A 23,854-nucleotide genomic window follows, 5' to 3' on the forward strand; every position below is an offset into this window, starting at 1 on the left:
ACCGACGGGGGCGTCGGCGTCTGCGTGCAGGCCAACCTCAAGCGCACCCGCGAGGATCTCGCCCGACTCGCGGAGCTTCCGGGGAAGGTGCGGCTGGTGAAGGGCGCCTACGACGAGCCGGCCGAGATCGCGTACCGCGAGAAGCGTCGCGTCGACGAGGCGTACCGCGAGGACCTCGCGTTCATGTTCGAGGCGTTCGACGACGGCGTCGCGGTCGGGAGCCACGACCCCGCGATGATCGAGCATGCACAGGAGCTCCACGCCGAGTTCGGCACGCCCTACGAGGTGCAGATGCTGATGGGCGTTCGCGAGTCCGCGCAGTTCGACCTCGCGACGAACGAGGACGTGACGGTCTACCAGTACGTGCCCTACGGCGACAAGTGGTTCTCCTACTTCTACCGGCGGATCCGCGAGCGGAAGTCGAACGCGCTGTTCGCGCTGCGGGCGATCCTGGGCAACTGACCGGGCGTGCCAGCTCCCCGCCTACGCCGGTGTCAGGGGTCGAGCAGCTTCGACTCGGCCTTCCGGAGGTGCTCCAGCAGGGTGGTCTTGGAGACGCCGAGATCGTCGGCCAGCTCCCGGGTCGAGACGCCGCGAGGCCACTCGTAGTACCCCTCCTCGCGTGCGTGTTCGTACACGTCCCGTTGGGTCGGCGTGAGCGTGTCGAGGCGCTGCTCGCGGGCGCTCCCGCCGCCGGTGCCGGTCGCGGAGACCGACTCGACGGTGACCTCCGCGCCGGACTCCTCGCGGACGGCATCGAGCGAGTCGCGGATCGCGGCGCGCTCGCCGACGTAACACACCTGCCACTCCTCGCTCCCGCCCTCGATCCGGACGGGGGCGCTGTGGACGAACCCGTGTTCCAGCAGCGTCGGACATATCATGTCGGCAGGGTCGTACTCTAAGAAGAACTCGCGGACGACGTTGCCCGGCGCGTTGCGCGCGCGGCCGAACCGTTCCTGTAACTCGAGCAGGTCGCCGGCTCGGTCCGAGGCGCGGATCGCGTCGAGCAGATCCTCGACCTCCTCCTGCGAGTCCCCGAAGGCGGTGAACAGGCCGTTGACCGACTGCGGCGCGTCCACGTCGGTCTTCGGGGAGTTGTAGATCGCGTGAGCCAGCACGCCCCCGCTCGTTCGCTCGGTCGCCTCGATCGCCCAGCAGTTTGGGTGCCAGAGGTCGAGCGTCAGCCGCGTTCCCGACGCCACCTCGGTTCCGGCCGTCTCGAAGGTCGACATACGGATCCGTCTACGAGCCTCGACAACAAGAACCTACCCTCCCATGGTCGGGAGGGATCGTTAACTGATCGCGGATCACAGTTCGATCCATGCCGGACGTATTCGAGCACTACATCGACGGCGAATGGGTTTCGGGCGAGGGCGACGAGACGTTCACGAGCGAGAACCCGGCGACTGGTGAGACGCTCGGCGAGTTCCAGCGCGGGACGCCCGCGGACGTCGAGCGCGCGACCGCGGCCGCCGACGAGGCGTTCGAGGAGTGGCGCGAGCTCTCCCGTATCGAGCGCGCGGAGTACCTCTGGGACGTCTACCACGAGCTCCGCGAGCGCACCGACGAGCTCGGCGAGATCGTCACCAAGGAGTGCGGCAAGGAGATCAGCGAGGGGAAAGCGGACGTGGTCGAGGCCGCGCACATGGTCGAGTGGGCCGCGGGCGACGCCCGCCACCCGAAGGGCGACATCGTCCCCTCGGAGATCCCCTCGAAGGACGCCTACATGCGCCGCAAACCGCGGGGCGTCGTGGGCTGTATCACGCCGTGGAACTTCCCGGTCGCCATCCCCTACTGGCACATGGCCATCGCGCTGGTCGAGGGGAACACCGTCGTGTTCAAGCCCGCCGAGCAGACGCCGTGGTGTGCCCAGATCATCGCGGAGATGTTCGAGGACGCGGGCATCCCGGACGGCGTCTTCAACATGGTACAGGGCTTCGGCGACGCCGGTAACGCCATCGTGGAGTCCGACGACGTGGGGACGGTGCTTTTCACCGGCTCCGCGGAGGTCGGCCACAAGATCCAGGACAAACTCGGCGGCGTCGCGGGCAAGCGCGTCGCCTGCGAGATGGGCGGCAAGAACGCCATCGTCGTTACCGACGAGGCGGACCTCGACGTCGCGGTCCACTCCGCGGTGATGTCGAGCTTCAAGACCACGGGCCAGCGCTGCGTCTCCTCCGAGCGCCTCATCGTCCACACGGACGTCTACGACGAGTTCAAGGAACGGTTCGTGGAGGTCGCCGCGAACGTGGCGGTCGACGACCCGCTCGACGAGAACACGTTCATGGGCCCGCTCATCGAGGAGGAGCACGTCGAGAAGGTCAAGCAGTACAACCAGCTCGCCCGCGACGAGGACGTGAACGTGCTGGTCGACCGCGAGGAGCTCGACGACTCGGAGATCCCGGACGGCCACGAGGACGGGAACTGGGTCGGGCCGTTCGTCTACGAGGCGGACGCGCACGCTGACCTGCGCTGCACCCACGAGGAGGTGTTCGGCCCCCACGTCGCGCTGCTGGAGTACGACGGCGACATCGAGGAGGCCGTCGCGATCCAGAACGACACCGACTACGGGCTCGCGGGCGCCATCATCTCCGAGGACTACCGACAGATCAACTACTACCGCGACCACGCCGAGCTCGGACTCGCGTACGGCAACCTCCCCTGCATCGGCGCGGAGGTCCAGCTCCCGTTCGGCGGCGTGAAGAAGTCGGGCAACGGCTACCCCTCCGCCCGGGAGGCCATCGAGGCCGTCACCGACCGCACCGCGTGGACCCTGAACAACTCGAAGGACATCGAGATGGCGCAGGGCCTCTCCGCGGACATCAAGACGAAGGACGACTAAGGCACGCGTTTCGCGGCGGACTGCGGCGGGCCGCCCGATCACCCGGCCGTTTTCCGAACCCGGTTACGGACGGGTGCTTTTCTGAACTCGTTGCGGAGCCGGCGGGTCGCCTGCCGGCGCTCCCTACGTCTCGCGGCTCGGAGGATCGACCTGCCCGTCCCGCGGGCGATGCGGCCATGTCCAGACGAGATAGCCGATGCCGCCGAACAGGAGAAGCACGACCGCGACCTCCCACCCGAGGGGGGAGTCGTCGGAGGGCGGCTCCGTCGCGGACCGGTCGTGGTGACCGAGCGTCCGGAGGCGCACGCGGGAGCCGTCGCTCCACGCTCCGGAGGTCTCGCGGTCGTCGCGTTCTCCATCGTCGGTCGGAACCGTTCCGGCGCCGACGCCCACCGCGTGGAACCGCCCGTCGTCCGTCCCGAGGAGGAGGCGGCCGTCGGCGACGATGGGTGCGGATCGGACCGCGGCGTCGAGCCCGAGCGTCCAGCGCTCGCTCCCGTCGCTCAGCGCCAACGCGCGCACGACGCCGTCGTCACCGGCCGCGTAAACCGTGCCGCCCGCGACGGTGGGCGCGGCGCGGACGCGATCGCCGGTTTCAACGCGCCACCCCCGCTCGCCCGTCTCCGCGTCCACCGCGTGGACGTACCCGTCGTCGCTACCCACGACGACCGTGCCCGCGGCGACCGTCGGCGACGACCGGCTCGGACCGTTCGTGGCGTACGTCCAGTCGATCTTGCCGCTCGGCGTGATCGCGTAGAGGGTGCCGCCGTCGCTCCCGACGAGGACGCGGTCGTCGGCCCGCGCGGCGGACGAGCGGACCGCGCCGTCGGTCTCGACCACCCACTGAACCGTTCCGTCACTGGAGTCGAGGGCCGTGACGGTCCCGCCGTCGTCGCCGAAGTAGACCGTGTCGGACATCGGCGTGGACGTGCGAACCGGGTCCCCCAGGTCCGTCTCCCAGACCGTCGTCGGCGTCCCGGCGTCGATGGCGCGGACGGTCCCGTCGTCGCTCCCGACTACCGCATGGAGGGCGTCCGTGGCCGTCTCGGGGTCACGCGTAGGGACGAGCGTCGGGGAGGAGCGCACCGGACCGCCGGTCTCGAAGGGCGACCGCTCGCCGAACTCGTCGGCGTCGAACGGCGCGTCGCCGCCCTCCACGTCGAGCGTGTAGATCCGCCCGTCGTCGCAGCCGACGTAGAGGAGCGGCTCGTCGACGGCCGGCGTCGAGCGGACGGTCTCCCCCGTCCCGTAGCGCCGCTCGCGATCGCCGCTAGCGGCGTCGAGCGCGTGGACGGCACCGCCGCCGTCGCCGACGAACACCGTTCCGTCGACGACGGACGCGCCCGCCCGCACGGCACCGTCGAGGTCGACCGACCAGTCGACGGTTCCCGCGTCCGCCTGCGACGTGAGGACGCGGCGGCCGGAAGCGGTGTCGAGATGGCGCTCGTCGTTCGGGGCGTGGGGTGCCTGCGTCTCAGCTTCGGCTTCGGCGGGAGCGACGCTCGCGACGGTCACGCCGGCCGCCGCGCTCGTCAGGAGGGCACGTCGATTCATGGCGACGCTTCTCGAAGCGATGACTAGTGCTTTTGGGACGAACAGAGAACGGGACGGGGGCTCGGGTGGTGTGGGTGTGGGTGGATGAGCCCCGTCCCTGACGCGCGAGCGGTGCGGGTGGGTGCCAGCCACCCCCCGAGGGGGTCGCCGGACGCGCTCGCGACGACTTGATCTGGCCGTGGCCCCTTAATAAATGACTGGCTCAGATTATCGATTCTGAAACTCGCACCGCGGCTCCCCCACTATCGAGGCGGGAGGCGGGGAAACGCGTCGCGGAGCGAGGTGCTACGGGACGAGAAACGACGAGAGGCGGAGCGAGGGACGACGCCAGCGGTCGGGCGCGTCGCGGCGGACCCCCATTGCGCGACGCGGACGGCGTCGTCCCGGGCGTCGGGACGGGCGTGGATCGAGTTGTACCGATCTTCCGACGAGAAAAGCGTCGAAAGCTCGGCATCGAACCGTACGCCGTTCTCTCGGATAAATGTACGCAATCGGGGCGGGACGGCGGCGTTCGGCGCCGCCGATCAGAGCCGGCGGTCGCGCAGCGCCGGAAAATCCTCGCGGACCGCCGCGACGCGGCCGGGGTCGACCTCGGCGAACACCGTCCGCGGGTCGTCGTCGGCGGACGCGACCGTGGTCCCCCAGGGGTCGTACACCGTCGTCCGGCCGAGCAACTCCGCGTCGTCGAAGCTTCCGCTTCCGTTGATCGCGGCGACGTACGCGAGGTTCTCGATGGCGCGGGCCCGCGGCAGCGTGCGCCAGTGTTCGACCCGGGGATAGGGCCACGCGCTCGGGACCAGCACGAGGTCAACGCCCCGATCGACAAATTCGCGGTAGAGCTCCGGGAACCGCAGATCGTAGCAGGTGCTCACGCCGACGCGGAGGCCGGCGACCTCGGCCGTCCCGACGCGCTCGCCGGGGACCAGCAGGTCCGTCTCGGCGGAGTCGTAGCCGAACAGGTGATGCTTCCGGTAAACGAGGCGGCGCTCGCCGTCGGCGTCGAACAGCACCGCGGTGTTGGCGAGCCCCGAGTCGGCCGGGACCTCGATCCCGTCGGTCGCGGAGGCCTCGAGGTCCTCGACGACGGTCCCCGCGAGGAGAGCTACGTCGTGTTCGGCCGCCCGCTCCGCGAACCGCGCGAGCTTCGGCCCGTCGAGGCTTTCGGCGGCACGGGCGTACGAGTCGAACGCGAAGTATCCCACGTCGAACAGCTCCGGAAGCGCGACCAGGTCCGCACCGCGCTCGGCTGCGTCGTCGATCGCTGTCAGCGCACGGTCGAGGTTGCCCTGCACGTCGCCGCCCTCGACGGACAGCTGCACGCAGGCGAGCCGCATCAGTCGCCCCCCGCTCCCTCGCTTCCGCGCGCTTCCGACTCGGCCTCCGCGTCCTCGATCCGAGCGTCGGCGTGAAGCGCCGCCTCGAGGTTGTCCAGTTCCTTCTCGAAGTTCCGCTTGAAGAACTTCTCGACGCCCGGGATCTCTCCCTCGACGACGAACTCGTTTTTGAGACGACAGCCGCCGTCGGCGGTCTCTTCGATGGTGTGCTCGCCGGTCACCCGGAGCGCGCGGGACTTGCCGACGAACTTCACTCGGTGGGGCGGTTCGCGTTCGATCTCGGTCGTCTCGACCGGGACCGTGGAGTCGAGAAACGGGATCGGCAGCGAGACGTGCCACGTCGCGTTGCGCTCGTCGTGGACCTCGTAGGAATCGACGACGCTTATCGCGCTGGCCCGCTTGCCGGGGTCGCTGATGAACGCCCAAACGTCGGCGGGATCGGCGTCGAACTCGAAGGTCCGCGAGACACGGACGGTCATGAAGCGAGATACGCCGGGGGGTCTCAAAAAGGGCGGGTTCCCGGCGGCCGTCGTCGCCGCCGCCCGCCGGTCAGCCCTGCGTGACGCGCCACGTGGTCGACTTGGCGCGGCCCCACTTCTCGATCTCGACCTCGTCGGTCTTCTCGGCGAGGTTGGGGAGGCGGACGCCGACCTGTTTCGCCGTCAGGCCGATGGCGTTCGCGATGGTCTTCGAGCGGACGTACCGCTCGCCACGGGCGGCGCTGTCCCGGAGGTACGCGAGGATGCGCCGTTCCTCTTCCGTGTAGTCGGTCATCGGCGGAGATAGGGGCGGTCCAGCCTTACGGCTTCCGGTCGATCCGTCGGCCGAACGGGACGGCTTCCGACCGGTTAGTCGAACGCCTGGAACGCCGCGACCGAGATCACGGCCGCGACCATCGCGCCGCCGAAGCCCCACGCGGTGCCGATCTGTGTCGGTGCGCCGAACATCGCGACCGCGCCCACAAGCGTGATCGCCGCGAACGCCAGCCCGATGCCGAGTCCCTTGTCGGACTCGATGGTTCCCTCGCTCATACCCGAACCTTCCCGGGGCCGTACTTAGTTCATTCGACCCCGGAGGACCGCGGCGGCCGCTCCGCGCCGCCGGCCGAGCCCGGACCGCGCGACGGCGGACCATCGCGCTCGGTCGGGTCCGTCCCGCGCTCCGACGTATCACGCCGTCAAGAGGACGGGATGGCGTTTTACGTCTCGACCGTGTGCGGTCGATATGGTACTCGGCCGCATCACGAGTCTGGGGACGGGAAAGCTGGTGGTACTCGCGCTCCTCGGCGTCGGCGTGACGATCGGCGGCGCGTTCGCGGTCGGCGTCATCGGCGCGCCGAGCGTCGTCGGCGTCGACAACGGCTTCGGCGACGTGACCGAGGGGACGACGGAGATCGAGACGAACCTGACCGTGAACAACCCGAACCCCCTCGGGGTGCGGCTCGGCGGGCTGACGATCGACTACGAGGTGCTGTTGAACGACGTGTCGATGGCGCAGGGCGTTCGCGAGGGCGTCCCCCTCGAGTCGGGCAACTCCACGGTCGCGTTCACGACCGAGATGTCAAACGAGAAGATCCCGGCGTGGTGGGTGAGCCACCTCCGGAACGACGAGCACACGACGCTGTCGGTGAACGCGGACGTCCACTCCTCGCTTCTCAACCGGTCGTTCGAGGCGCCCGCGGTCGAGCGGTCGATAAACACCAGCCTCATCTCGGCGTTCAACTCCGATGAGGAGCGCGAGGTGAACGCCGACACGACCGGGGTCGAGGACCCGGTGCTGATCGTCCGCGAGACGCGCGGCGAGTGGGGGAGCGTCTCCGAGGAGACGACGGAGGTCCGAATGGCGTTCGACGTGTACAACCCGCGGGAGTACCCCGTGGCGATCAGCAACGTCGGCTACGACGTGGCGATGAACAACGTCTCGATGGGTGGCGGCGAGACGAACGACTCCGTGGTTATCCCGCCGGGCGGAACGGAGACGCTCGAGGTGACCTTCGAGTTGACCAACGAGAACCTCGACGAGTGGTGGGTGAGCCACCTACAGAACGACCAGGTGACCACGCTGACCGCCGACTTCTACCTCCGCGTCGACCTCTCCGACGTCGGCGCCGGCACGACCGAGGTCCCGCTGGACACCATGGAGCAGACCATCGAGACGGACATCTTCGGCGAGGGCGGCGGTGACGGAACGAACGGCGGGACCGACGGCGGCACGAGCGACGACGAGAGCACGACCGGGGAGTCGACGGACGACGGAACGACCGAAACGGAGGGCGACGCGTCGACGGAGACGGCCACGCCGACGGAGACCGAGACGGAAACCGAAAGCGGCACCACCGAGACCGAGACGGACGACGGCGGCGGCCTGCTCGACGACCTCGACGCGTCCGACGCGGCGGCCGCCGGTGCGTAGTCGGGCGACCGTGCCCGGTCGAGGATCGCCCCGCAGTCGCCCGGTTTAACTCGGCTTAATCCGGGGTGAGGGACCTGACCGTATAAGGCGACGAGCCGCCTTCCTTCAGCCATGAAGCGAAGCATCCTCGCCGTCCTGCTGGCTGTCGCAGTCCTCGCGGGCGCGGGCCCGGTCGCCGCGCTCGCGGGGAACGCGGTCGGGCAGGCGGACGGCACCGAGGCCAACGGTACCGAGACCGAAAGCGGCGGCGTCGCGCCGGGCGAACAGTTCGGCGGCAGCGTGAGCGTCTCCGAGGCGGAACTCGAGGGCGAACTCGACGTTCGCGCGTTCGACCGGCGCGTCGCCGAGGCCCCCGACGACGACGCACGAGCCGCGGTCGTCGCCGGCGCGGTCAACGGGACCGCCGAGCGCCTCGCGGAGCTGCGCGAGCGACGGAACGAGCTGCGCGAGCGCCACGAGAACGGCACGATGAGCGAGGGCGAGTACCGCGTCCGGACGGCCCGCCTCGCGGCGGAGCTATCGACCGCCGAGCGGGTGGCGAACCGGAGCGCGGCGGTCGCCGACGGGCTCCCGAACGAGACGCTCGCCGCCAACGGCGTCGACGCGGAGCGCATCGAGACGCTCCGATCCGAGGCCCGCGACCTGCGCGGCGGCGAAGTGGCCGAGATCGCCCGAGGGATCGCCGGCGCGAACGCCGGCGGGTCGCCCGGCTCGCCGCCCGCCGACCGCGGGCCCGCCGGCACCCCCGGAGCGCCCGGGGGAGCGGGCGGCGGCGACGACCGACCGGGCAACGAGGCGCGGAACGGTTCGACCTCCGGCGGTGCCGGAACGGCGGATGGAACGGACGACGACGGAGCCGCGAACGACTCCTCCGAGGAGTCGGACCGCTCGGAGACGGGCGGATCCGGTGACTCGACGGAGGGCGGTTCGACTGATGACGGTTCGACGGACGGTAGCTCGGATGAGGGGGAGGACACGACGACGGACGCCGAGCCGACTGACGACGGCGTCGACACCGAGTCCCGGTGACGCGGCCGGTTCCGCCGTGACTCCCGACCTCCCGCGCCGGTAGGGTTTTGAGGTGCCCGAGCGAACCCCCTCGTATGCACCGGAGTACCCACGCTCCTGATCGAGTTCTCGGACGGTGAGATCGATTCCGACGCTGCCGGCGGCAAGCCCGGCGGCGGGACTGCCGACGCGGCCGGCGGCGCCGTAGAGGACGAACGCGAACCTTCTGCGGACGGTCGGTCGGCCGAACAAGCCGCAATCGACGCCTCGCTCGCCGCCGACGGGCGCACGGTCGCGGTTCGACTCCCCGACGGGACCCGCGAACTGAACAGGGACGCCGCCGTCGCCCTGCGCGACGCGCTCGGGGATGCCCTGACGGCCCGCCGCGAGTTCTTCAGGACGGTCGGTCGTCACCGTGAGGACGGTCGCTACGTCGTGGCGCGCCGAGGCGCCGACTCGGCGGGCAACGAGAAGGTGTTCGCGGAGTTCGCGGCCCTTCGCCGGCTCTACGATCGGCTGCCCGCGGAGTTCTCCGCGGAGGAGGTGGGCCGCGCGGGGATCACCGGGTCGCGGCGCCACATGGTCGTGCGTCACGTCGCCGAGCACCCCGCGTTCGACTGCGAGGTGGTCTCGCGGAGCCCGCTGCGCGCGAAGAAAACGGAAGGAGGCGGGCCGTAGTCGCGCCCGATCGGCGCTTACGTGATCTCGACGTGCTCGGACTCCTCGTTGAGCGCGAGGTTCGCGGCGATCTCCGCGTTCCGCATGGCGTACTCGGCGGTGTGCTGGAGGCTCACGAGCACCTCGCGGACGCGCAGGAGGTCCTCGTTGTCCATCTCGGGCAGGTCGTCGAGGATCTCCGTCTCGTTGGTGCTGAGCTCGTTGAACAGCACGCGGCACTCGACGGTGATGTCGTAGTCCCGTTCGACGACCGCGCGCACGGCCATTTCGGTGAGCTCGTCGACCTGGTCGGTGAACTCGCGGATGCGCCGCATCGTCGCCTGCTCGATGTCGAGGGTGTGACCTTCGGTCTCCATGACGATCTCGGCGATGTCCTCGGCGTTGTCGGCCGTCAGCTCGAGGTTCTTCGCGACCGACCGGTAGCCGATAAGCGGGAAGCCCTCCTCCAGCCCCACGGCGCGCGCGAGGTTGGGGTTTTGGTAGGCGGTGAAGATCAGCCGGAGCATGAGGACGAAGATCTTGTTCGCCTGCCGTTCGCGGTTGAGCGCGCGCTGTGCGAGGTCGGTGTTGCCGTGTGCGAGCGCCTTCACGGCCTCCCCGCGCATCGTAGAGCCGGTGTTCTCCAGCCGCTCCATCAGGTTGTCGAGGGTGAAGTCCTCGGGGTCGACCGAACAGCGAATGGCGATGCTCTCCGGCGTCTCCTCGATGACGCCGAGACCCATCAGCTGCGTCTCGGCTTTGTACACCGCGTTGATGTGGTCGCTCGCGAGCGGGCCGTCGCTCTCGACGTGGATGATGCGCCGCCCGAGTACGTACTGCGCGACGATGGCGCGTTCGAGCGCGCTCGCGTCCAGGTTGTCCGCGTGGATGACCGCCTCCGACTCCTCGGTGCTGGCCGACTCCGAGAGGACGGTGAGCGTCCCCTTGCCGCCCATCCGAAGCGAGACCTCGTCGCCCTTGTCGACGCCGTGTTCCTTGGCCCACTCCGCCGGCAGCGTCATCGCCAGCGTCGAGGGACCCAGCCGCTGGACCTTACGGGTTTCCATGGCAGGGGATAGCGCGCTGTCGACCTTAACCCTATCCCTATGTGCATTATATATTCGATCAATGTACAAGGTTCTTGTCCGCCGTGTCCGAGCGAGACGAGGGTAGTCACAGCCCGGCAGCCGCCACCGCAGCCAGTTCGGACCGTCTCCCGGAACGTGTCCGTCTCGGTCACCGCCCGGCCGACGAGACATCCGATGGACCGTCACTCTCCGGCGCGGTGACACGCCGCGACGTGCTCGTCGCCGGTGCGCTGGTCGTCCACGCGTTCGTTCGCGGGCGGGACGCGCTCGCAGACCGACTCGAAGGCGGCGAGGTGTTCCCGGGCGGCCTCCGCGTCGCCGTCCGCGAGCGCCTCGACCGCGGCCGTCAGCGTCGCGTCGAGGTCATCCTCTCCCACCGATTCCGGGAGGTCGAACGCCTCTCGGACGCCCGCGGGCGTGGGCTCGGCGACGCGGTCGGCCAGCGTCTCGTCGTCGAAGTCGGGGTCCGCGACCGTCAGCTTGCAGTCGAAGGCGGCGCGCCACGCGCCCGGATCGCCGTCGAACCCTTCTGGGGGGATCACGACCGGACAGCGCGTGTGGAACCGGCAGCCGGAGGGCGGGTTCGTCGCGTCCGGTACCTCCCCGGCGAGGGGCTGGGTCTCCCGCTCCGCGCTCGGGTCCGGGGTGGGCACCGAGTCGATGAGCGCCGCCGTGTAGGGGTGTTCCGGGTCTTCGAGCACCGTTTCGGTGGGACCGGACTCCACGATCTCGCCGAGGTACATCACGTTCACGCGGTCGCAGATCTCGCGGACGACGCTCACGTCGTGAGTGATGAGCAGGACGCTCAACTCGAGTTCCGCCTGCAGATCGTCGAGAAGCGACAGCACCGCCGCCTGAATGGAGAGGTCGAGCGCGGAGACCGGCTCGTCGGCGACCAGCAGGTCCGGGTTGAGGACGAGCGCCCGCGCGAGCGCCGCGCGCTGGCTCTGCCCGCCGGACAGTTCGTGCGGATAGCGGTCGTAATGGTCCGCCGAAAGCCCCACGCGCTCGAAGAGGTCGACGACGACCGCGCGTCGCGTCGCCGCGTCGGACACGCCGTGAACGCGCAGGAACTCCGCGGCCGACTCGCCGACCGTGAGCCGCGGGTCGAAGCTCCCGACCGGGTCCTGAAAGAGCATGCCCGTGCGGCGCCGGAAAGCCCGGAGCTCGTCGTCGCCGTATTCGTCGACCCGGTCGCCGTCGAAGGTCACCGTCCCGCCGGTGGGCTCCCGGAGCCGAAGCAGCGTCTCCGCGACGGTCGACTTGCCGCAGCCGGACTCGCCGATGAGCCCGACCGTCTCGCCGCGGCGCACGTCGAAGGAGACGCCGTCGACCGCGCGCAGCGGCTCGCCACCGCGGCCGAGCAGCCCCTCGCCCACGGTGAAGTGCTTCTCGAGATCGTCGGCGCGGAGGAGGGGCTCGGTGTCCCTCATCGGTCGCCCCCGTCGGACGGCGAGGGATCCCGACCAAATTCGAAGCCGGAGGCGCCGGCCGCGTCGCCCGCGTCGGACGGGGCCTTCGTACCCGCGTCGTCGGGCGTCCGCGGACCGTCCCCGCCGTCGCCTCTCTCCAGCTCGCTCCGGTCGTGATCGGGCCCGTAGTAGACGCAGGAGGCGAGATGGCTCGCAGCCTCGACTGCGTACTCCGGCGACTGGCCTCCGGTCCGACAGGCGCCCGTGGCGTGGGAACACCGGGGCTCGAACCGGCAACCGTCCGGCGGGTCGCGGGGGTCGACCGGCTCCCCCCCGATCGGGTCGAGTCCGCCGCGTCCGGGGAGACAGGACAGCAGGGCTCGCGTGTAGGGGTGGGCGGGGCGGTCGAAGATCGCCTCCACGCCGCCGCGCTCCATCGCCTTGCCGCCGTAGAGCACGACGACCCGGTCGGCCACCTCCGCGACCACGCCGAAGTCGTGGGTGACGAAGAGGACGCCGAGCCCCTCCTCCGCCTGCAACCGGGAGAACAGGTCGAGGATACCGGCCTCGATGGTCACGTCGAGCGCGGTCGTCGGCTCGTCGGCGATCAGCACGTCCGGATCCGACGAGAGCGCCATCGCGACGAGCGCACGCTGTTTCATGCCGCCGGAGAACTCGTGGGGGTACTCGTCGATCCGGGTCGCCGGCTCCGGGATTCCCACCTTCTCAAGGAGGTCGATCGCGCGCTCGCGGGCCGCGTTTTTCGATACGTCGCGGTGGTAGCGGATCGACTCCACGATCTGCTCGCCCACCGTGTAGACTGGGTCGAGCGCGCCCTCGGGGTCCTGGAAGACGTGCGCGATGCGGTCGCCGCGGACCTCCCGCAACTCGCCTGGTCCCAGGTCGGTCAGGCGGCGACCGTCGAAGGTCACGCGCCCGCCGACTGTCGCCCCTTCCTCGGCGACGAGCCCGGTGATCGCCTCGCAGGTTGCGGTCTTCCCGGATCCGGACTCGCCGACCAGACACACCGTCTCTCCGCGGTCGAGCGCGAAGCTCACGCCGTCGACTGCGTCGACCGGCCCGTCCCGGCCGTCGAACCGCACCGTGAGCTCCTCGACGGTCAACAGGGCGTCCGCGTCGCTTCCGTCGCCGATTCGTCCGCCGGTCGAAGTGGTATTCGCGTCCATGTCAGGGCTCCATCCGCGGATCGAGCGCGTCGCGGAGCGCGTCGCCGAGCAGACTCAGGCTCACGGTGGTGGCCAGAAGCGCCACCGCCGGGAACAGTACGACCCACCAGGAGACGGTGGGGAAGGCGCCGTCCGCAAATCCCATCGCGATCGTGTACCCCCACGAGAGCTCGACCTGCCAGATGGAGGCGCGGGCGGCGGGGCGGCCGGGGTTCGAGAACAGGTACGCCATCGTCGCCTCGAGCAGGACCACGAGCGGGAGCTGGAGGCTCACCGCCGAGACGACCGTGCTGGAGGTGTTCGGCACGACGTGGCGACGAACGATCCGGAACGGTTGCATACCCGCACTCCGGGCGGCACGGACGTACCCCGCATCGCGTTTGGTCAGCACGTCCGAGCGCACCATCCGGGCGAGGCTCCCCCAGTTCAGCAGCCCGAACACGACCACGAGCAGTAGCAGCCCGCCGTCGTACACGACCAACAACAGCAGGACGATGAAGAACGCGGGCAGCACCTGCTGCACGTCGACGTAGCGCATCAACACCTCATCCGTCCGGCCGCCCCGGTAGCCCGCGGCGGTGCCGACGCCGACGCCGGCGGGGATCATCAGCGCGGCGACGATGACCGCCACCTTCAGCGCGACGCTGGCGCCGTGGACGACCAGCGAGAGCACGTCCTCGCCGCGCAGGTTCGTCCCGAGCGGGTACTGCCACGTGCCGGCACAGCCCGCCTCCACGACCTCCCCGCTGCAGTAAACCGCGGCCTCGGGGACCGTCGTGAACACCGGCGGCTGTGAGGGAGCGGGCTCTCGCGGTGCCGCCTCGCCGATCAGCGGCTCGGTCACCGGCCCCGCTATCGAGGGGCCGACGACCGCGACGAGCGCGAACCCGCCGAGGTAGACCAGACTCGCGACCGCCGCCGGGTCCCGACGGAGCCGCCGCCAGTAGAGCCGCGTGAGCGCCGGACGACGAGCAAGCGGGACGACGACGTACAGCAGGAGTGCCCACAGCGCACCCCGGTAGAGCCAGTCGACGATCGTTCCCGAGGGGACGCCCGGGAGGACGTTGGCGATCCGCTCGATGCGGAGGTCGTAGGCGGCCGCGGCACCCACCGCGACCAGCCCGACGGCGAGGAGCACGACGCGTCGATCGAGGCGGCTCGGCGACTCACCGTCGTCGAGCGAGACGGTCTCGAAGGTCGGTCCGTCGCTCGTCGCCCGTTCGCTCGCTCCGCCGCGCTCGCCCGGCTCCGCCTCCGTAGTCACCTCGCCTCACCGTTGGAGAGCCGGGGACCAGTTCGTGTATCGTTCACGATCGTCAATGTCGTCCACGCGCGTCGTAATTAAAAGCTTCCACCGGAACGGTGAGTCAGTCGGTTCTTGCAAACGTTTAACATGGGCCGCGTCGACGCCCGATCCGATTCCGATGCGTCGCTACGTCGCCAGACGGCTCGGTTGGGCGGCCGTGTCGATCTGGGTCGTCTTCACCGCCATCTTCCTGCTGTTCGCGTACACGCCCGATCCCAACGAGGCGATCATCGCTCACTACTCGGGCGAGGAGGCCGTGGAAGCGTGGGCGGCCGCCCGCAACCGTGACCTCCCGCTGTCCGAGCGGTACGCCCGGTGGGTCGGGTCGTACCTGACGCTCGATCTCGGGCGGACGGTCGGCGGTGAGCCCGTCGCCGCGGTTCTGAAGCGGTCGCTCCCGATCACCCTGCTGTACGTCGTCCCGGCGACGGTCCTCTCGACGGTCGGAGGGGTCGCGGTCGGGGTGTACACCGCCGTCCGAAAGGGTGGGTACCTCGACCGCTTCGGCACCGCCGTGGTCTACTCCGGATTCGGGCTACCGGTGTTCTGGCTGAGCGAGATCGCGCTCGCACTCGTGGTGGACGAGTGGGGGCTCGTCTCGGTGGTCTGGAACGACGACGCGCCCCGGTACGCGACGGAAAACCTCGCCGCGCTCGCGTTGCCGACGCTGGTGACGGCCGCGAACCTGCTGGCGATTCAGGCGCGGTACACGCGCGCCGAGGTGCTTGAAGTGCTCCCTGAGGAGTTCATCCGCACGCTGCGCGAGAACGGTGCGCGCTCGCGGGACGTGGCCAGACACGCGCTCCGGAACGCCGCCGTGCCGCTCGTGTCCGCTTTCTGTATCGAGGCGCTCGGGCTGCTTCTGGTCACCGTCTACGTCGTCGAGATCGTCTTCGGGCTGCCGGGGATCGGCGCGCTCGCGTACGACGCGCTGTTGAGCCGCGACGCGGGGGTCGTACTCGCCGTGACGATGCTGATCGCGGTCGTCGGCGTGTTCGGCAACCTCGTCCAAGACCTGCTCTACGTCGCGCTCGACCCGCGGATCGACTACGACGAGCGGTGACCCCCTCCCGGACCCGGACTCGCGGATCGGGCCATTCCCAGCGCCCCGTCCGCACCGTCTCCCGGAACCGACCGGTCGTGCGGAGCGCGCGCGAGCCGCGCGCCGCCGGTTGACACCCGTCCATCACCCATATAAATCGCATTTCGAAACGGAACTGGCGCTTCGAATGAAAGGACATATAAGGTGTTAATGTCTCACCCACACCGATTACGTCATCGGGTTCTCTGGTCGCGCGCGGTTCGGGAACGCGGGCGGACGGGCGGCGAATTCTGTCGTGGCGCAACGCTTTAATACCTCCTCGCCTCTGGAACGAGACGCGATGACACATCATACGGAGGCTTCGTCGGACACCCCGGCGGATCGAGTTCTTCCAGGGCACGATAGCTTCTAACATCGATATCGGTCCTGTACGGATCTTCGACACGACGTTACGCGACGGCGAACAGTCACCCCGCACTTCGTTCAGCTACGACGAGAAGCGCCGCATAGCGGCGACGCTGGACGACATGAACACCCACGTCATCGAGGCTGGGTTCCCGGTTAACTCGGAGGCGGAGTTCGAGGCGGTCAGCGACATCGCGGCCGCGACGGACACGACCGTCTGCGGACTGGCCCGCGTGGTCGAGGGCGACATCGAGGCGGCCATCGACTCCGGCGCGGAGATGGTCCACACGTTCGTCTCGACCAGCGACGTCCAGCTGGAGGACTCCATGCACGCCACCCGCGAGGACGCGGTCGAGCGCGCGGTCGAGAGCGTCGAGCGCGTGAAGGAGGCGGGCGTCGAGTGCATGTTCTCCCCGATGGACGCGACGCGCACCGACCCCGAGTTCCTGATCGAGATCGTCGAGGCCGTCAGCGAGGTCGGCGTCGACTGGATCAACATCCCCGACACCTGCGGCGTCGCGATGCCGTCGGCGTTCGGTGACACGGTCGCGGCCGTCGACGCCGCTACCGACGCCCGCGTCGACGTGCACACGCACGACGACTTCGGGATGGCCGCCGCCAACGCCGTGACCGGCTTCGAGAACGGCGCCGACCAGGCGCAGGTCTCGGTCAACGGCATCGGCGAGCGCGCCGGCAACGCCGCCTACGAAGAGGTCGTGATGGCCGTCGAGTCGGTGTACGGCGTCGACACCGGCATCGACACGACGCAGATCACGGAGCTGGCCCGGATCGTGGAGGACGCCTCCGACATCCCGGTGCCGGCCAACAAGCCCGTCACCGGGCGGAACGCGTTCGCCCACGAGTCGGGCATCCACGCCGCCGGCGTCATCGAGAACGCCGACACCTTCGAGACCGGCGTGATGACCCCGGAGATGGTGGGCGCCGAGCGCGAGTTCGTGCTGGGGAAGCACACCGGCACGCACGCGGTCCGCAAGCACCTGGAGGAGGCCGGCTTCGACCCGACCGACGACCAGGTCCGGACCGTCACGAAGCGCGTGAAGGAACACGGCGCCGACAAACAGCAGGTCACCGCGGGCGACGTCGAGCGGTTCGCCCGCGAGGCCGACATTCCCGAAACCGAGGAGGCAGTCGCTCGATGACCGCCTCCGCGGTCGCGCAGCACGCCCAGCGACAGCCCCGTCGCTCGGGATCGGTGCCCGACGACGCCGGCGGCGATCCCACGCCCGAAGCGGGCGGATCGCCGAGGGATCGGTGCAACGATTGCGCGCCGCGACAAGAATTTATAAGCGGGGCGCTCATCGTGAGACGTGATGACCCCGAACGACGCGGTCCGGCTCGCCGGTCACGGAGCCGCGGCGCCCCGGCCCGCCGGGGAGCCCGCGTCGTCGGTCCTCGCGGCCGAGATCATTGTAGGGGCCTGAGCCCCTACACTACCCAATTCTCACGATTCCGACGCACCGCTTTCCAGCGCCGCTGCCACGCGCCGCGGCGCGTCCCTGGCGTCCCCGTTCGAGCAGCTCGACGCGATCGCGGGGAGACGGCACGAGGACACGACGACCGAGCCACGACTCAGATGCGACACCACAACCGATGACGGACCGAGACGAACCACACGAGACGACAGCAGCGGACGGCGCCGCCGACGCGGCGACCGACGGCGGAACGACCGCCGCCGGGAGCACCGCGGCCGACGAGGCGACCGAACCGCCGGAGCGCGCCGACGACGGCGCGATTTCGGCTCCGACGACCGGCGCCGAGGCCGTCGTCGCGGCGCTTGAGGCCGCCGGGGTCGACACCGCCTTCGGCGTGCAGGGCGGCGCGATCATGCCCGTCTACGACGCGCTCTACGGCTCGTCGGTCGGCCACGTCACGATGGCCCACGAGCAGGGCGCGGCCCACGCGGCGGACGCCTACGGCGTCGTCGCGGGCGAGCCGGGCGTCTGCATGGCCACCTCCGGGCCTGGCGCGACCAACCTCGTCACCGGCATCGCCGACGCGGACATGGACTCCGACGCAATGTTAGCCCTGACCGGACAGGTGCCGACGGAGTTCGTCGGCAACGACGCCTTCCAGGAGACCGACACGGTCGGCGTCACCACGCCCATCACGAAGCACAACTACTTCGCCGGCGACGCCGACGAGGTCGGCGAGACGGTGGGCGAGGCGTTCGCGCTCTCGTCGGTCGGCCGCCCCGGCCCGACGCTGGTCGACCTGCCGAAGGACGTGACGCTCGGCGACACCGATCGCGAGGTCGGCGCGCCCGAGGCGCCCGCCGGCACCGAGCCGGTGCCGGAGGCGAACGAGGAGTACGTCGCCGCGGCCGCGGAGGCGATCGAGGCCGCCGAGCGTCCGCTGTGTCTGTTCGGCGGCGGCGTGATCAAGGGCGGAGCGAGCGCGGAGGCGCGCCGGTTCGCCCGCGAGCTCGGTATCCCCGTCACCACGACGATGCCGGGCATCGGCTCGTTCCCCGAGGACGACGACCTCTGTCTGTCGTGGGCGGGGATGCACGGCACCGGCTACGCCAACATGGCGATCAGCCACACCGACTGCCTGATCGCGGTCGGGACGCGCTTCGACGACCGGCTGACGGGCGGCATCGAGACGTTCGCGCCCGACGCCGAGGTGATCCACGTCGACATCGACCCCGCGGAGATCTCCAAGAACGTCCACGCGGACTACCCGCTCGTGGGCGACGCGGCGACGGTGCTCGACCAGCTGACCGCCGCCGTGAGCGAGGCCCCGGACGCCGCCGACTGGCGCGACCAGTGTACGGCGTGGCGGGAGGAGTACCCCATGACGTACGCCACGCCCGACGACGAGCCGCTGAAGCCGCAGTTCGTCGTCGAGGCGTTCGACGAGGCGACGGACGACGACACCATCGTCACCACGGGCGTCGGCCAACACCAGATGTGGGCCGCGCAGTTCTGGACCTACACCGAACCGCGGACGTGGGTCTCCTCGCACGGCCTCGGCACGATGGGGTACGGCCTGCCGGCCGCGGTCGGCGCGCGCGTCGCCGCGGACAACGCCGGCGACGAGGACCGCGACGTGGTCTGTTTCGACGGCGACGGCTCCTTCCTGATGACGCTCCAGGAGCTGTCCGTGGCCGTCCGCGAGAACCTCGACATCACCGTGGCCGTCCTGAACAACGAGTACATCGGGATGGTCCGACAGTGGCAGGACGCCTTCTTCGAGGGCCGGCACATGGCCTCGGAGTACGGCTGGATGCCCGAGTTCGACAAGCTCGCGGAGGCGTTCGGCGCGAAGGGCATCGCGGTCGACGACTACGGCGAGGTCGCCGACGCGGTCACCGAGGCGCTCGAGTACGACGGCCCCGCCGTCATCGACTTCCACGTCGATCCGCAGGAGAACGTCTACCCGATGGTCCCGAGCGGCGGGGACAACGCGCAGTTCGCGCTGACGGAGGATCAGCTATGAGCGGCGACGAGAACGCTTCCGCGGACGGAGAGACCCCCGAGACGGACGGCGGCGAGGCGGTCCCCGACGTGGGGATGCCCGGCCCCGAACCCGACGAGCGCACCAGCCCGCAGGGGCGGCGCAACTCGCAGGGGATCCGGATCGACCCCGAGGTCGAGGCCGAACACGAGCCGCGGCGCGCGGTCATCTCGGCCATCGTGGACGACGAGCCCGGCGTGCTCTCGCGGGTCGCCGGCCTCGTCTCGCGGCGCCAGTTCAACATCGAGAGCCTCACGGTCGGCCCGACGACCGTCGAGAACCACTCGCGAATAACGATGGTCGTCGAGGAGCCCGACCCGGGCATCACCCAGATCGAGCGCCAGATGGCGAAGCTCAAGCCCGTGGTCTCGGTCGGCGAGATCCGCGAGGACGCCGTCCGGACCGAGCTGGTGCTTTTGAAGGTCCGCGGCGAGGAGCCGGAGAAGGTCCACGCCGTGACCGAGATGTACGACGGCGAGACGCTCGACGCCGGGCCGCGGACGATCACCGTCCAGCTGACCGGCGACGAGTCGCGGATCGACGACGCGCTGGACGCCTACCGGCAGTTCGGCATCATCGAGATCGCGCGGACGGGCCAGACCGCGCTCGCGCGCGGCGACACCCCGACCGCCCCAGGAGAGAAACCCGGCACGGCCGGCGAACCGACCCAACCCGACACCACAACACACCGATGACGACAGAAACCGACGACGACGGCGCGTACAGCTTCGACTCGAAGATCTACTACGACGACGACGCGGACCCGACCGCCATCGCGGGCAAGACCGTGGCCGTACTCGGCTACGGCTCGCAGGGACACGCGCACGCACAGAACCTCGACGACAGCGGCGTTGACGTGGTCGTGGGGCTGCGAGAGGACTCCTCCTCGCGCTCGGCGGCCGAGAGCGACGGACTGCGCGTGGAGACGCCGAGCGACGCGGTCGCGGACGCCGACATCGTCTCGGTGCTCGTACCCGACACCGTCCAGTCGGACGTCTACGAGAACGCCATCGAGCCGAACCTGGACCCCGGCGACACGCTCCAGTTCGCGCACGGGTTCAACATCCACTACAACCAGATCCAGCCGCCCGAAGATGTCGACGTGACGATGGTGGCGCCGAAGTCGCCGGGCCACCTCGTGCGCCGCAACTACGAGAACGACGAGGGGACGCCCGGCCTGCTGGCCGTCTACCAGGACGTGACCGGCGAGGCGCACGACGAGGGGCTCGCGTACGCGGCCGCCATCGGCTGCGCCCGCGCGGGCGTCATCGAGACCTCGTTCCGCGAGGAGACCGAGACCGACCTGTTCGGCGAGCAGGCCGTCCTCTGTGGCGGCGTCACCTCGCTGGTGAAGCAGGGGTACGAGACGCTCGTCGAGGCCGGCTACTCGCCCGAGATGGCGTACTTCGAGTGTCTGAACGAGCTGAAGCTCATCGTCGACCTGATGTACGAGGACGGGCTCGGCGGCATGTGGCAGTCCGTCTCCGACACCGCGGAGTACGGCGGGCTGACGCAGGGCGACGCGGTCGTCGACGAGCACGCCCGCGAGAACATGGAGGAGGTACTGGAGAAGGTGCAGAACGGTCAGTTCGCCCGCGAGTGGATCGCGGAGAACCAGGCCGGCCGGCCCTCGTACACGCAGCTCAAGACGCGCGAGGAAAACCACGACATCGAGCAGGTCGGCGAGGAGCTGCGCGGCCTCTTCGCGTGGGCCGAGGAGGACGAGGAGTCGGACGAGGAGAAGACGGAGGTGCGAGCCTGATGGGCGCCGCGGACGACGACGCGTCCGACCGCGCGACGATGGCGGACGTCTCCCACCGGAACCCCTACACCGGGGACACGATGGGCGCCGTGTTCCGCCGCGGCCCGGCTGTCGCGGACGGCGGCGTCGCCGACGGGTCCGGCCCCGACCGGGGGACAGAACCGAGCGAGACCGACGACCGAACCGCGATGCGCGAGATCGATCACACGCCGCGCAACGACGACGTGAACGCGGTCTGGGCCCGCGGCGGCCGGGCGGCCGGCCCGTCGGGGTCCGAAACCGGATCGAGCGTCTCCGGGGTACCGGGTGACGACTGAATGAGCGAGGGCACGCTGTACGACAAGGTGTGGGACCGCCACAAAGTGACGGAGCTGCCGACCGGACAGGACCAGCTGTTCGTCGGGCTCCACCTCGTCCACGAGGTCACCAGCCCGCAGGCGTTCGGCATGCTGAAGGAGCGCGATCAGAAGGTGGCGTTCCCCGAGCGCACGCACGCGACGGTCGACCACATCGTCCCGACCGACGACCGCGACCGGCCGTACCGCGACGACGCGGCCGAGAACATGATGGCCGAGCTGGAGGAGAACGTCCGGGACGCGGGCATCGAGTTCTCGGACCCCGACTCCGGCAACCAGGGGATCGTCCACGTCATCGGGCCGGAGCAGGGGCTCACCCAGCCCGGCATGACCATCGTCTGCGGCGACTCCCACACGTCGACCCACGGCGCGTTCGGCGCGCTGGCGTTCGGGATCGGCACCTCGCAGATCCGCGACGTGCTGGCGACCGGCTGTGTCGCCATGGAGAAACAGAAGGTCCGCAAGATCGAGGTCACCGGCGAGCTCGGCGAGGGCGTCACGGCGAAGGACATCATCCTGACGATCATCGGGAAGCTCGGCACCGACGGCGGCGTCGGCCACGTCTACGAGTACGCCGGCGAGGCCATCGAGAGCCTCGGGATGGAAGGGCGGATGTCCATCTGCAACATGTCCATCGAGGGCGGCGCCCGCGCGGGCTACGTCAACCCCGACGAGACCACCTACGAGTGGCTCGCGGAGACGGACGCCTTCGCGGACGACCCCGAGCGGTTCGAGCGGCTGAAGCCCTACTGGGAGTCGATCCGGACCGACGAGGACGCGGAGTACGACGACGTGGTCACCATCGACGGGTCGGCCATCGAGCCGACCGTCACGTGGGGGACCACGCCGGGCCAGACCGTCGGCATCACCGAACCGATCCCGGACCCGGCGGACCTCCCGGAAGAGGACCGCGACACGGCGAAGCGGGCACAGAAGCATATGCGCGTCGAGCCCGGCGACACGATGGCGGGCTACGACATCGACGTGGCGTTCCTGGGCTCGTGTACCAACGCGCGGCTGAAGGACCTGCGCGAGGCCGCGAAGTTCGTCGAGGGCCGTGAGGTCGACGACGACGTGCGCGCGATGGTCGTCCCCGGCAGCCAGCGCGTCCGCGACGCCGCGGAGGCGGAGGGCCTCGACGAGATCTTCACCGAGGCCGGCTTCGACTGGCGCGAGCCCGGCTGCTCGATGTGTCTGGGCATGAACGACGACCAGCTGGTGGGCGACGAGGCGAGCGCCTCCTCCTCGAACCGGAACTTCGTGGGCCGGCAGGGGTCGAAGGACGGCCGCACCGTCCTGATGAGTCCGATCATGGTCGCGGCCGCGGCGGTGACCGGCGAGGTCACCGACGTCCGCGAGATGGAGGAGGTGGCGACCGTATGAGCTCGCCCGAGTTCAGCGACGGCGAGGCGCCCGCCGAGAAGGTGACTGAGGTGACCGGAACGGGGATTCCGGTCCGCGGGAACGACATCGACACCGACCAGATCATCCCGGCGCGGTTCATGAAGGTCGTCACCTTCGACGGCCTGGGCCAGTTCGCCTTCTTCGACCAGCGGTTCGACGACGAGGACAACGAGAAGGACCACCCCTTCAACGAGGAGCAGTATCAGGGCGCGAACGTCCTCGTCGTCAACCAGAACTTCGGCTGCGGCTCCTCCCGCGAGCACGCCCCGCAGGCGCTGCTGCGCTGGGGGATCGACGCGGTCGTCGGCGAGTCGTTCGCGGAGATCTTCGCGGGCAACTGCCTCGCGCTCGGCATCCCGACCGTCACTGCGGATCAGGCGGACATCGAGGCGCTGCAGGACTACGTCGAGGCGAACCCCGACGCCGAGGTCGACATCGACGTGGCCGCGGAGACGATCACCTACGGCGACACGGTCGTCGACGCGACGGTGCACGACGCCCAGCGCAAGGCGCTCGTGGAGGGTGTCTGGGACACGACGGCGCTGATGGGTGCAAACGCGGGCGCGGTCCGCGAGACCGCTCGCTCGCTGCCGTACGTCCCCGACGAG

23 protein-coding genes are annotated in these 23,854 nt (G+C 69.9%); 13 read left to right on the plus strand and 10 right to left on the minus strand.

Annotated features, from left to right (window positions below):
- Positions 1-462: proline dehydrogenase family protein (locus AN233_RS10935; protein ID WP_176696678.1), on the plus strand; the 462-nt coding region annotated here is incomplete at its 5' end.
- 32 nt (positions 463-494) lie between these two features.
- Here the strand turns inward: AN233_RS10935 and AN233_RS10940 are convergent.
- Entirely contained in the window at positions 495-1,232 is a 738-nt protein-coding gene (locus AN233_RS10940; protein ID WP_058366811.1) for a helix-turn-helix domain-containing protein, read from the minus strand.
- A gap of 89 nt (positions 1,233-1,321) precedes the next feature.
- On the opposite strand from AN233_RS10940, the gene AN233_RS10945 reads away from it, so the two are divergent.
- Positions 1,322-2,842, plus strand: coding sequence for an aldehyde dehydrogenase family protein (locus AN233_RS10945; RefSeq protein WP_058366812.1), 1,521 nt, complete (start codon positions 1,322-1,324; stop codon positions 2,840-2,842).
- A gap of 123 nt (positions 2,843-2,965) precedes the next feature.
- Here AN233_RS10945 and AN233_RS10950 read toward each other — a convergent pair whose 3' ends face one another.
- The 5 genes from AN233_RS10950 to AN233_RS10970 all read right to left on the minus strand — a co-directional run bounded on the left by AN233_RS10950 (position 2,966) and on the right by AN233_RS10970 (position 6,761).
- Entirely contained in the window at positions 2,966-4,396 is a 1,431-nt protein-coding gene (locus AN233_RS10950) for an outer membrane protein assembly factor BamB family protein (protein WP_058366813.1), read from the minus strand.
- 524 nt (positions 4,397-4,920) lie between these two features.
- Positions 4,921-5,730 carry a carbon-nitrogen family hydrolase gene (locus AN233_RS10955; RefSeq protein ID WP_058366814.1) on the minus strand — a complete coding sequence of 270 codons (810 nt, stop codon included), beginning with the start codon at positions 5,728-5,730 and terminating at the stop codon, positions 4,921-4,923.
- Positions 5,730-6,209: an SRPBCC family protein gene (locus AN233_RS10960; protein ID WP_058366815.1), complete on the minus strand. Its 480-nt coding sequence runs from the start codon at positions 6,207-6,209 to the stop codon at positions 5,730-5,732. The genes AN233_RS10955 and AN233_RS10960 overlap by 1 nt, the downstream gene beginning before the upstream one ends.
- Positions 6,210-6,279: 70 nt before the next feature.
- Positions 6,280-6,504 (minus strand): DUF7123 family protein, encoded by a 225-nt coding sequence (locus AN233_RS10965; RefSeq protein WP_058366816.1) that lies wholly within the window; start codon positions 6,502-6,504, stop codon positions 6,280-6,282.
- Positions 6,505-6,578: 74 nt separating this feature from the next.
- The gene (locus tag AN233_RS10970; protein ID WP_058366817.1) at positions 6,579-6,761 is read right to left on the minus strand and encodes a DUF7525 family protein; all 183 of its coding nucleotides are present in this window, start codon (positions 6,759-6,761) and stop codon (positions 6,579-6,581) included.
- A 193-nt stretch (positions 6,762-6,954) separates the two neighbouring features.
- Here AN233_RS10970 and AN233_RS10975 point away from each other — a divergent pair, with 193 nt between their 5' ends.
- From AN233_RS10975 to AN233_RS10985, 3 genes are all read left to right on the plus strand, one after another.
- Positions 6,955-8,142 (plus strand): LEA type 2 family protein, encoded by a 1,188-nt coding sequence (locus AN233_RS10975; protein WP_058366818.1) that lies wholly within the window; start codon positions 6,955-6,957, stop codon positions 8,140-8,142.
- A gap of 111 nt (positions 8,143-8,253) precedes the next feature.
- Complete coding sequence (locus tag AN233_RS10980) at positions 8,254-9,171, plus strand: DUF7096 domain-containing protein (RefSeq protein WP_058366819.1); 918 nt, start codon at positions 8,254-8,256, stop codon at positions 9,169-9,171.
- Between the two features lie 303 nt (positions 9,172-9,474).
- Positions 9,475-9,828: a DUF7528 family protein gene (locus AN233_RS10985; RefSeq protein ID WP_058366820.1), complete on the plus strand. Its 354-nt coding sequence runs from the start codon at positions 9,475-9,477 to the stop codon at positions 9,826-9,828.
- A gap of 17 nt (positions 9,829-9,845) precedes the next feature.
- Here AN233_RS10985 and AN233_RS10990 read toward each other — a convergent pair whose 3' ends face one another.
- From AN233_RS10990 to AN233_RS11005, 4 genes are all read right to left on the minus strand, one after another.
- On the minus strand, positions 9,846-10,874 hold the full coding sequence (locus AN233_RS10990; protein WP_058366821.1) for a phosphate signaling complex PhoU family protein: 1,029 nt from the start codon (positions 10,872-10,874) through the stop codon (positions 9,846-9,848).
- Between the two features lie 203 nt (positions 10,875-11,077).
- Complete coding sequence (locus AN233_RS10995; protein ID WP_058366822.1) at positions 11,078-12,328, minus strand: ABC transporter ATP-binding protein; 1,251 nt, start codon at positions 12,326-12,328, stop codon at positions 11,078-11,080.
- On the minus strand, positions 12,325-13,494 hold the full coding sequence (locus tag AN233_RS11000; RefSeq protein WP_080508438.1) for an ABC transporter ATP-binding protein: 1,170 nt from the start codon (positions 13,492-13,494) through the stop codon (positions 12,325-12,327). Before AN233_RS11000 ends, AN233_RS10995 begins: the two co-directional genes overlap by 4 nt.
- A gap of 1 nt (position 13,495) precedes the next feature.
- Positions 13,496-14,758, minus strand: a complete 1,263-nt coding sequence (locus AN233_RS11005; protein ID WP_058366823.1) for an ABC transporter permease — start codon at positions 14,756-14,758, stop codon at positions 13,496-13,498.
- A 199-nt stretch (positions 14,759-14,957) separates the two neighbouring features.
- Here AN233_RS11005 and AN233_RS11010 point away from each other — a divergent pair, with 199 nt between their 5' ends.
- The 8 genes from AN233_RS11010 to leuD form a co-directional block, all read left to right on the plus strand.
- Positions 14,958-15,863 (plus strand): ABC transporter permease, encoded by a 906-nt coding sequence (locus AN233_RS11010; RefSeq protein ID WP_218055081.1) that lies wholly within the window; start codon positions 14,958-14,960, stop codon positions 15,861-15,863.
- 326 nt (positions 15,864-16,189) lie between these two features.
- Positions 16,190-17,407 (plus strand): LeuA family protein, encoded by a 1,218-nt coding sequence (locus tag AN233_RS11015; protein ID WP_394326207.1) that lies wholly within the window; start codon positions 16,190-16,192, stop codon positions 17,405-17,407.
- 451 nt (positions 17,408-17,858) lie between these two features.
- On the plus strand, positions 17,859-19,706 hold the full coding sequence (gene ilvB / locus AN233_RS11020; protein ID WP_058366826.1) for a biosynthetic-type acetolactate synthase large subunit: 1,848 nt from the start codon (positions 17,859-17,861) through the stop codon (positions 19,704-19,706).
- Positions 19,703-20,419 (plus strand): acetolactate synthase small subunit, encoded by a 717-nt coding sequence (gene ilvN / locus AN233_RS11025; RefSeq protein WP_080508441.1) that lies wholly within the window; start codon positions 19,703-19,705, stop codon positions 20,417-20,419. The genes ilvB and ilvN overlap by 4 nt, the downstream gene beginning before the upstream one ends.
- Positions 20,416-21,486 carry a ketol-acid reductoisomerase gene (gene ilvC / locus AN233_RS11030; protein ID WP_058366827.1) on the plus strand — a complete coding sequence of 357 codons (1,071 nt, stop codon included), beginning with the start codon at positions 20,416-20,418 and terminating at the stop codon, positions 21,484-21,486. Before ilvN ends, ilvC begins: the two co-directional genes overlap by 4 nt.
- Positions 21,486-21,803: a hypothetical protein gene (locus AN233_RS11035; protein WP_058366828.1), complete on the plus strand. Its 318-nt coding sequence runs from the start codon at positions 21,486-21,488 to the stop codon at positions 21,801-21,803. Before ilvC ends, AN233_RS11035 begins: the two co-directional genes overlap by 1 nt.
- On the plus strand, positions 21,804-23,225 hold the full coding sequence (leuC, locus tag AN233_RS11040) for a 3-isopropylmalate dehydratase large subunit (RefSeq protein WP_058366829.1): 1,422 nt from the start codon (positions 21,804-21,806) through the stop codon (positions 23,223-23,225). It begins immediately after the preceding gene.
- The coding region (gene leuD, locus AN233_RS16465; protein ID WP_080508446.1) for a 3-isopropylmalate dehydratase small subunit at positions 23,222-23,854 on the plus strand (633 nt) is incomplete at its 3' end. The genes leuC and leuD, both read left to right, overlap by 4 nt.

The organism is Haloparvum sedimenti, from assembly GCF_001462205.1.
Lineage (GTDB): Archaea > Halobacteriota > Halobacteria > Halobacteriales > Haloferacaceae > Haloparvum > Haloparvum sedimenti.

Excerpts from the sequence above, each read along its gene's own strand:
- AN233_RS10940 (WP_058366811.1), bottom strand. The coding sequence starts at position 1,232 with ATGTCGACCTTCGAGACGGCCGGAACCGAGGTGGCGTCGGGAACGCGG.
- AN233_RS10945 (WP_058366812.1), top strand. The coding sequence starts at position 1,322 with ATGCCGGACGTATTCGAGCACTACATCGACGGCGAATGGGTTTCGGGC.
- AN233_RS10950 (WP_058366813.1), bottom strand. The coding sequence starts at position 4,396 with ATGAATCGACGTGCCCTCCTGACGAGCGCGGCGGCCGGCGTGACCGTC.
- AN233_RS10955 (WP_058366814.1), bottom strand. The coding sequence starts at position 5,730 with ATGCGGCTCGCCTGCGTGCAGCTGTCCGTCGAGGGCGGCGACGTGCAG.
- AN233_RS10960 (WP_058366815.1), bottom strand. The coding sequence starts at position 6,209 with ATGACCGTCCGTGTCTCGCGGACCTTCGAGTTCGACGCCGATCCCGCC.
- AN233_RS10965 (WP_058366816.1), bottom strand. The coding sequence starts at position 6,504 with ATGACCGACTACACGGAAGAGGAACGGCGCATCCTCGCGTACCTCCGG.
- AN233_RS10970 (WP_058366817.1), bottom strand. The coding sequence starts at position 6,761 with ATGAGCGAGGGAACCATCGAGTCCGACAAGGGACTCGGCATCGGGCTG.
- AN233_RS10975 (WP_058366818.1), top strand. The coding sequence starts at position 6,955 with ATGGTACTCGGCCGCATCACGAGTCTGGGGACGGGAAAGCTGGTGGTA.
- AN233_RS10980 (WP_058366819.1), top strand. The coding sequence starts at position 8,254 with ATGAAGCGAAGCATCCTCGCCGTCCTGCTGGCTGTCGCAGTCCTCGCG.
- AN233_RS10990 (WP_058366821.1), bottom strand. The coding sequence starts at position 10,874 with ATGGAAACCCGTAAGGTCCAGCGGCTGGGTCCCTCGACGCTGGCGATG.
- AN233_RS10995 (WP_058366822.1), bottom strand. The coding sequence starts at position 12,328 with ATGAGGGACACCGAGCCCCTCCTCCGCGCCGACGATCTCGAGAAGCAC.
- AN233_RS11000 (WP_080508438.1), bottom strand. The coding sequence starts at position 13,494 with ATGGACGCGAATACCACTTCGACCGGCGGACGAATCGGCGACGGAAGC.
- ilvB (WP_058366826.1), top strand. The coding sequence starts at position 17,859 with ATGACGGACCGAGACGAACCACACGAGACGACAGCAGCGGACGGCGCC.
- ilvN (WP_080508441.1), top strand. The coding sequence starts at position 19,703 with ATGAGCGGCGACGAGAACGCTTCCGCGGACGGAGAGACCCCCGAGACG.
- ilvC (WP_058366827.1), top strand. The coding sequence starts at position 20,416 with ATGACGACAGAAACCGACGACGACGGCGCGTACAGCTTCGACTCGAAG.
- AN233_RS11035 (WP_058366828.1), top strand. The coding sequence starts at position 21,486 with ATGGGCGCCGCGGACGACGACGCGTCCGACCGCGCGACGATGGCGGAC.
- leuC (WP_058366829.1), top strand. The coding sequence starts at position 21,804 with ATGAGCGAGGGCACGCTGTACGACAAGGTGTGGGACCGCCACAAAGTG.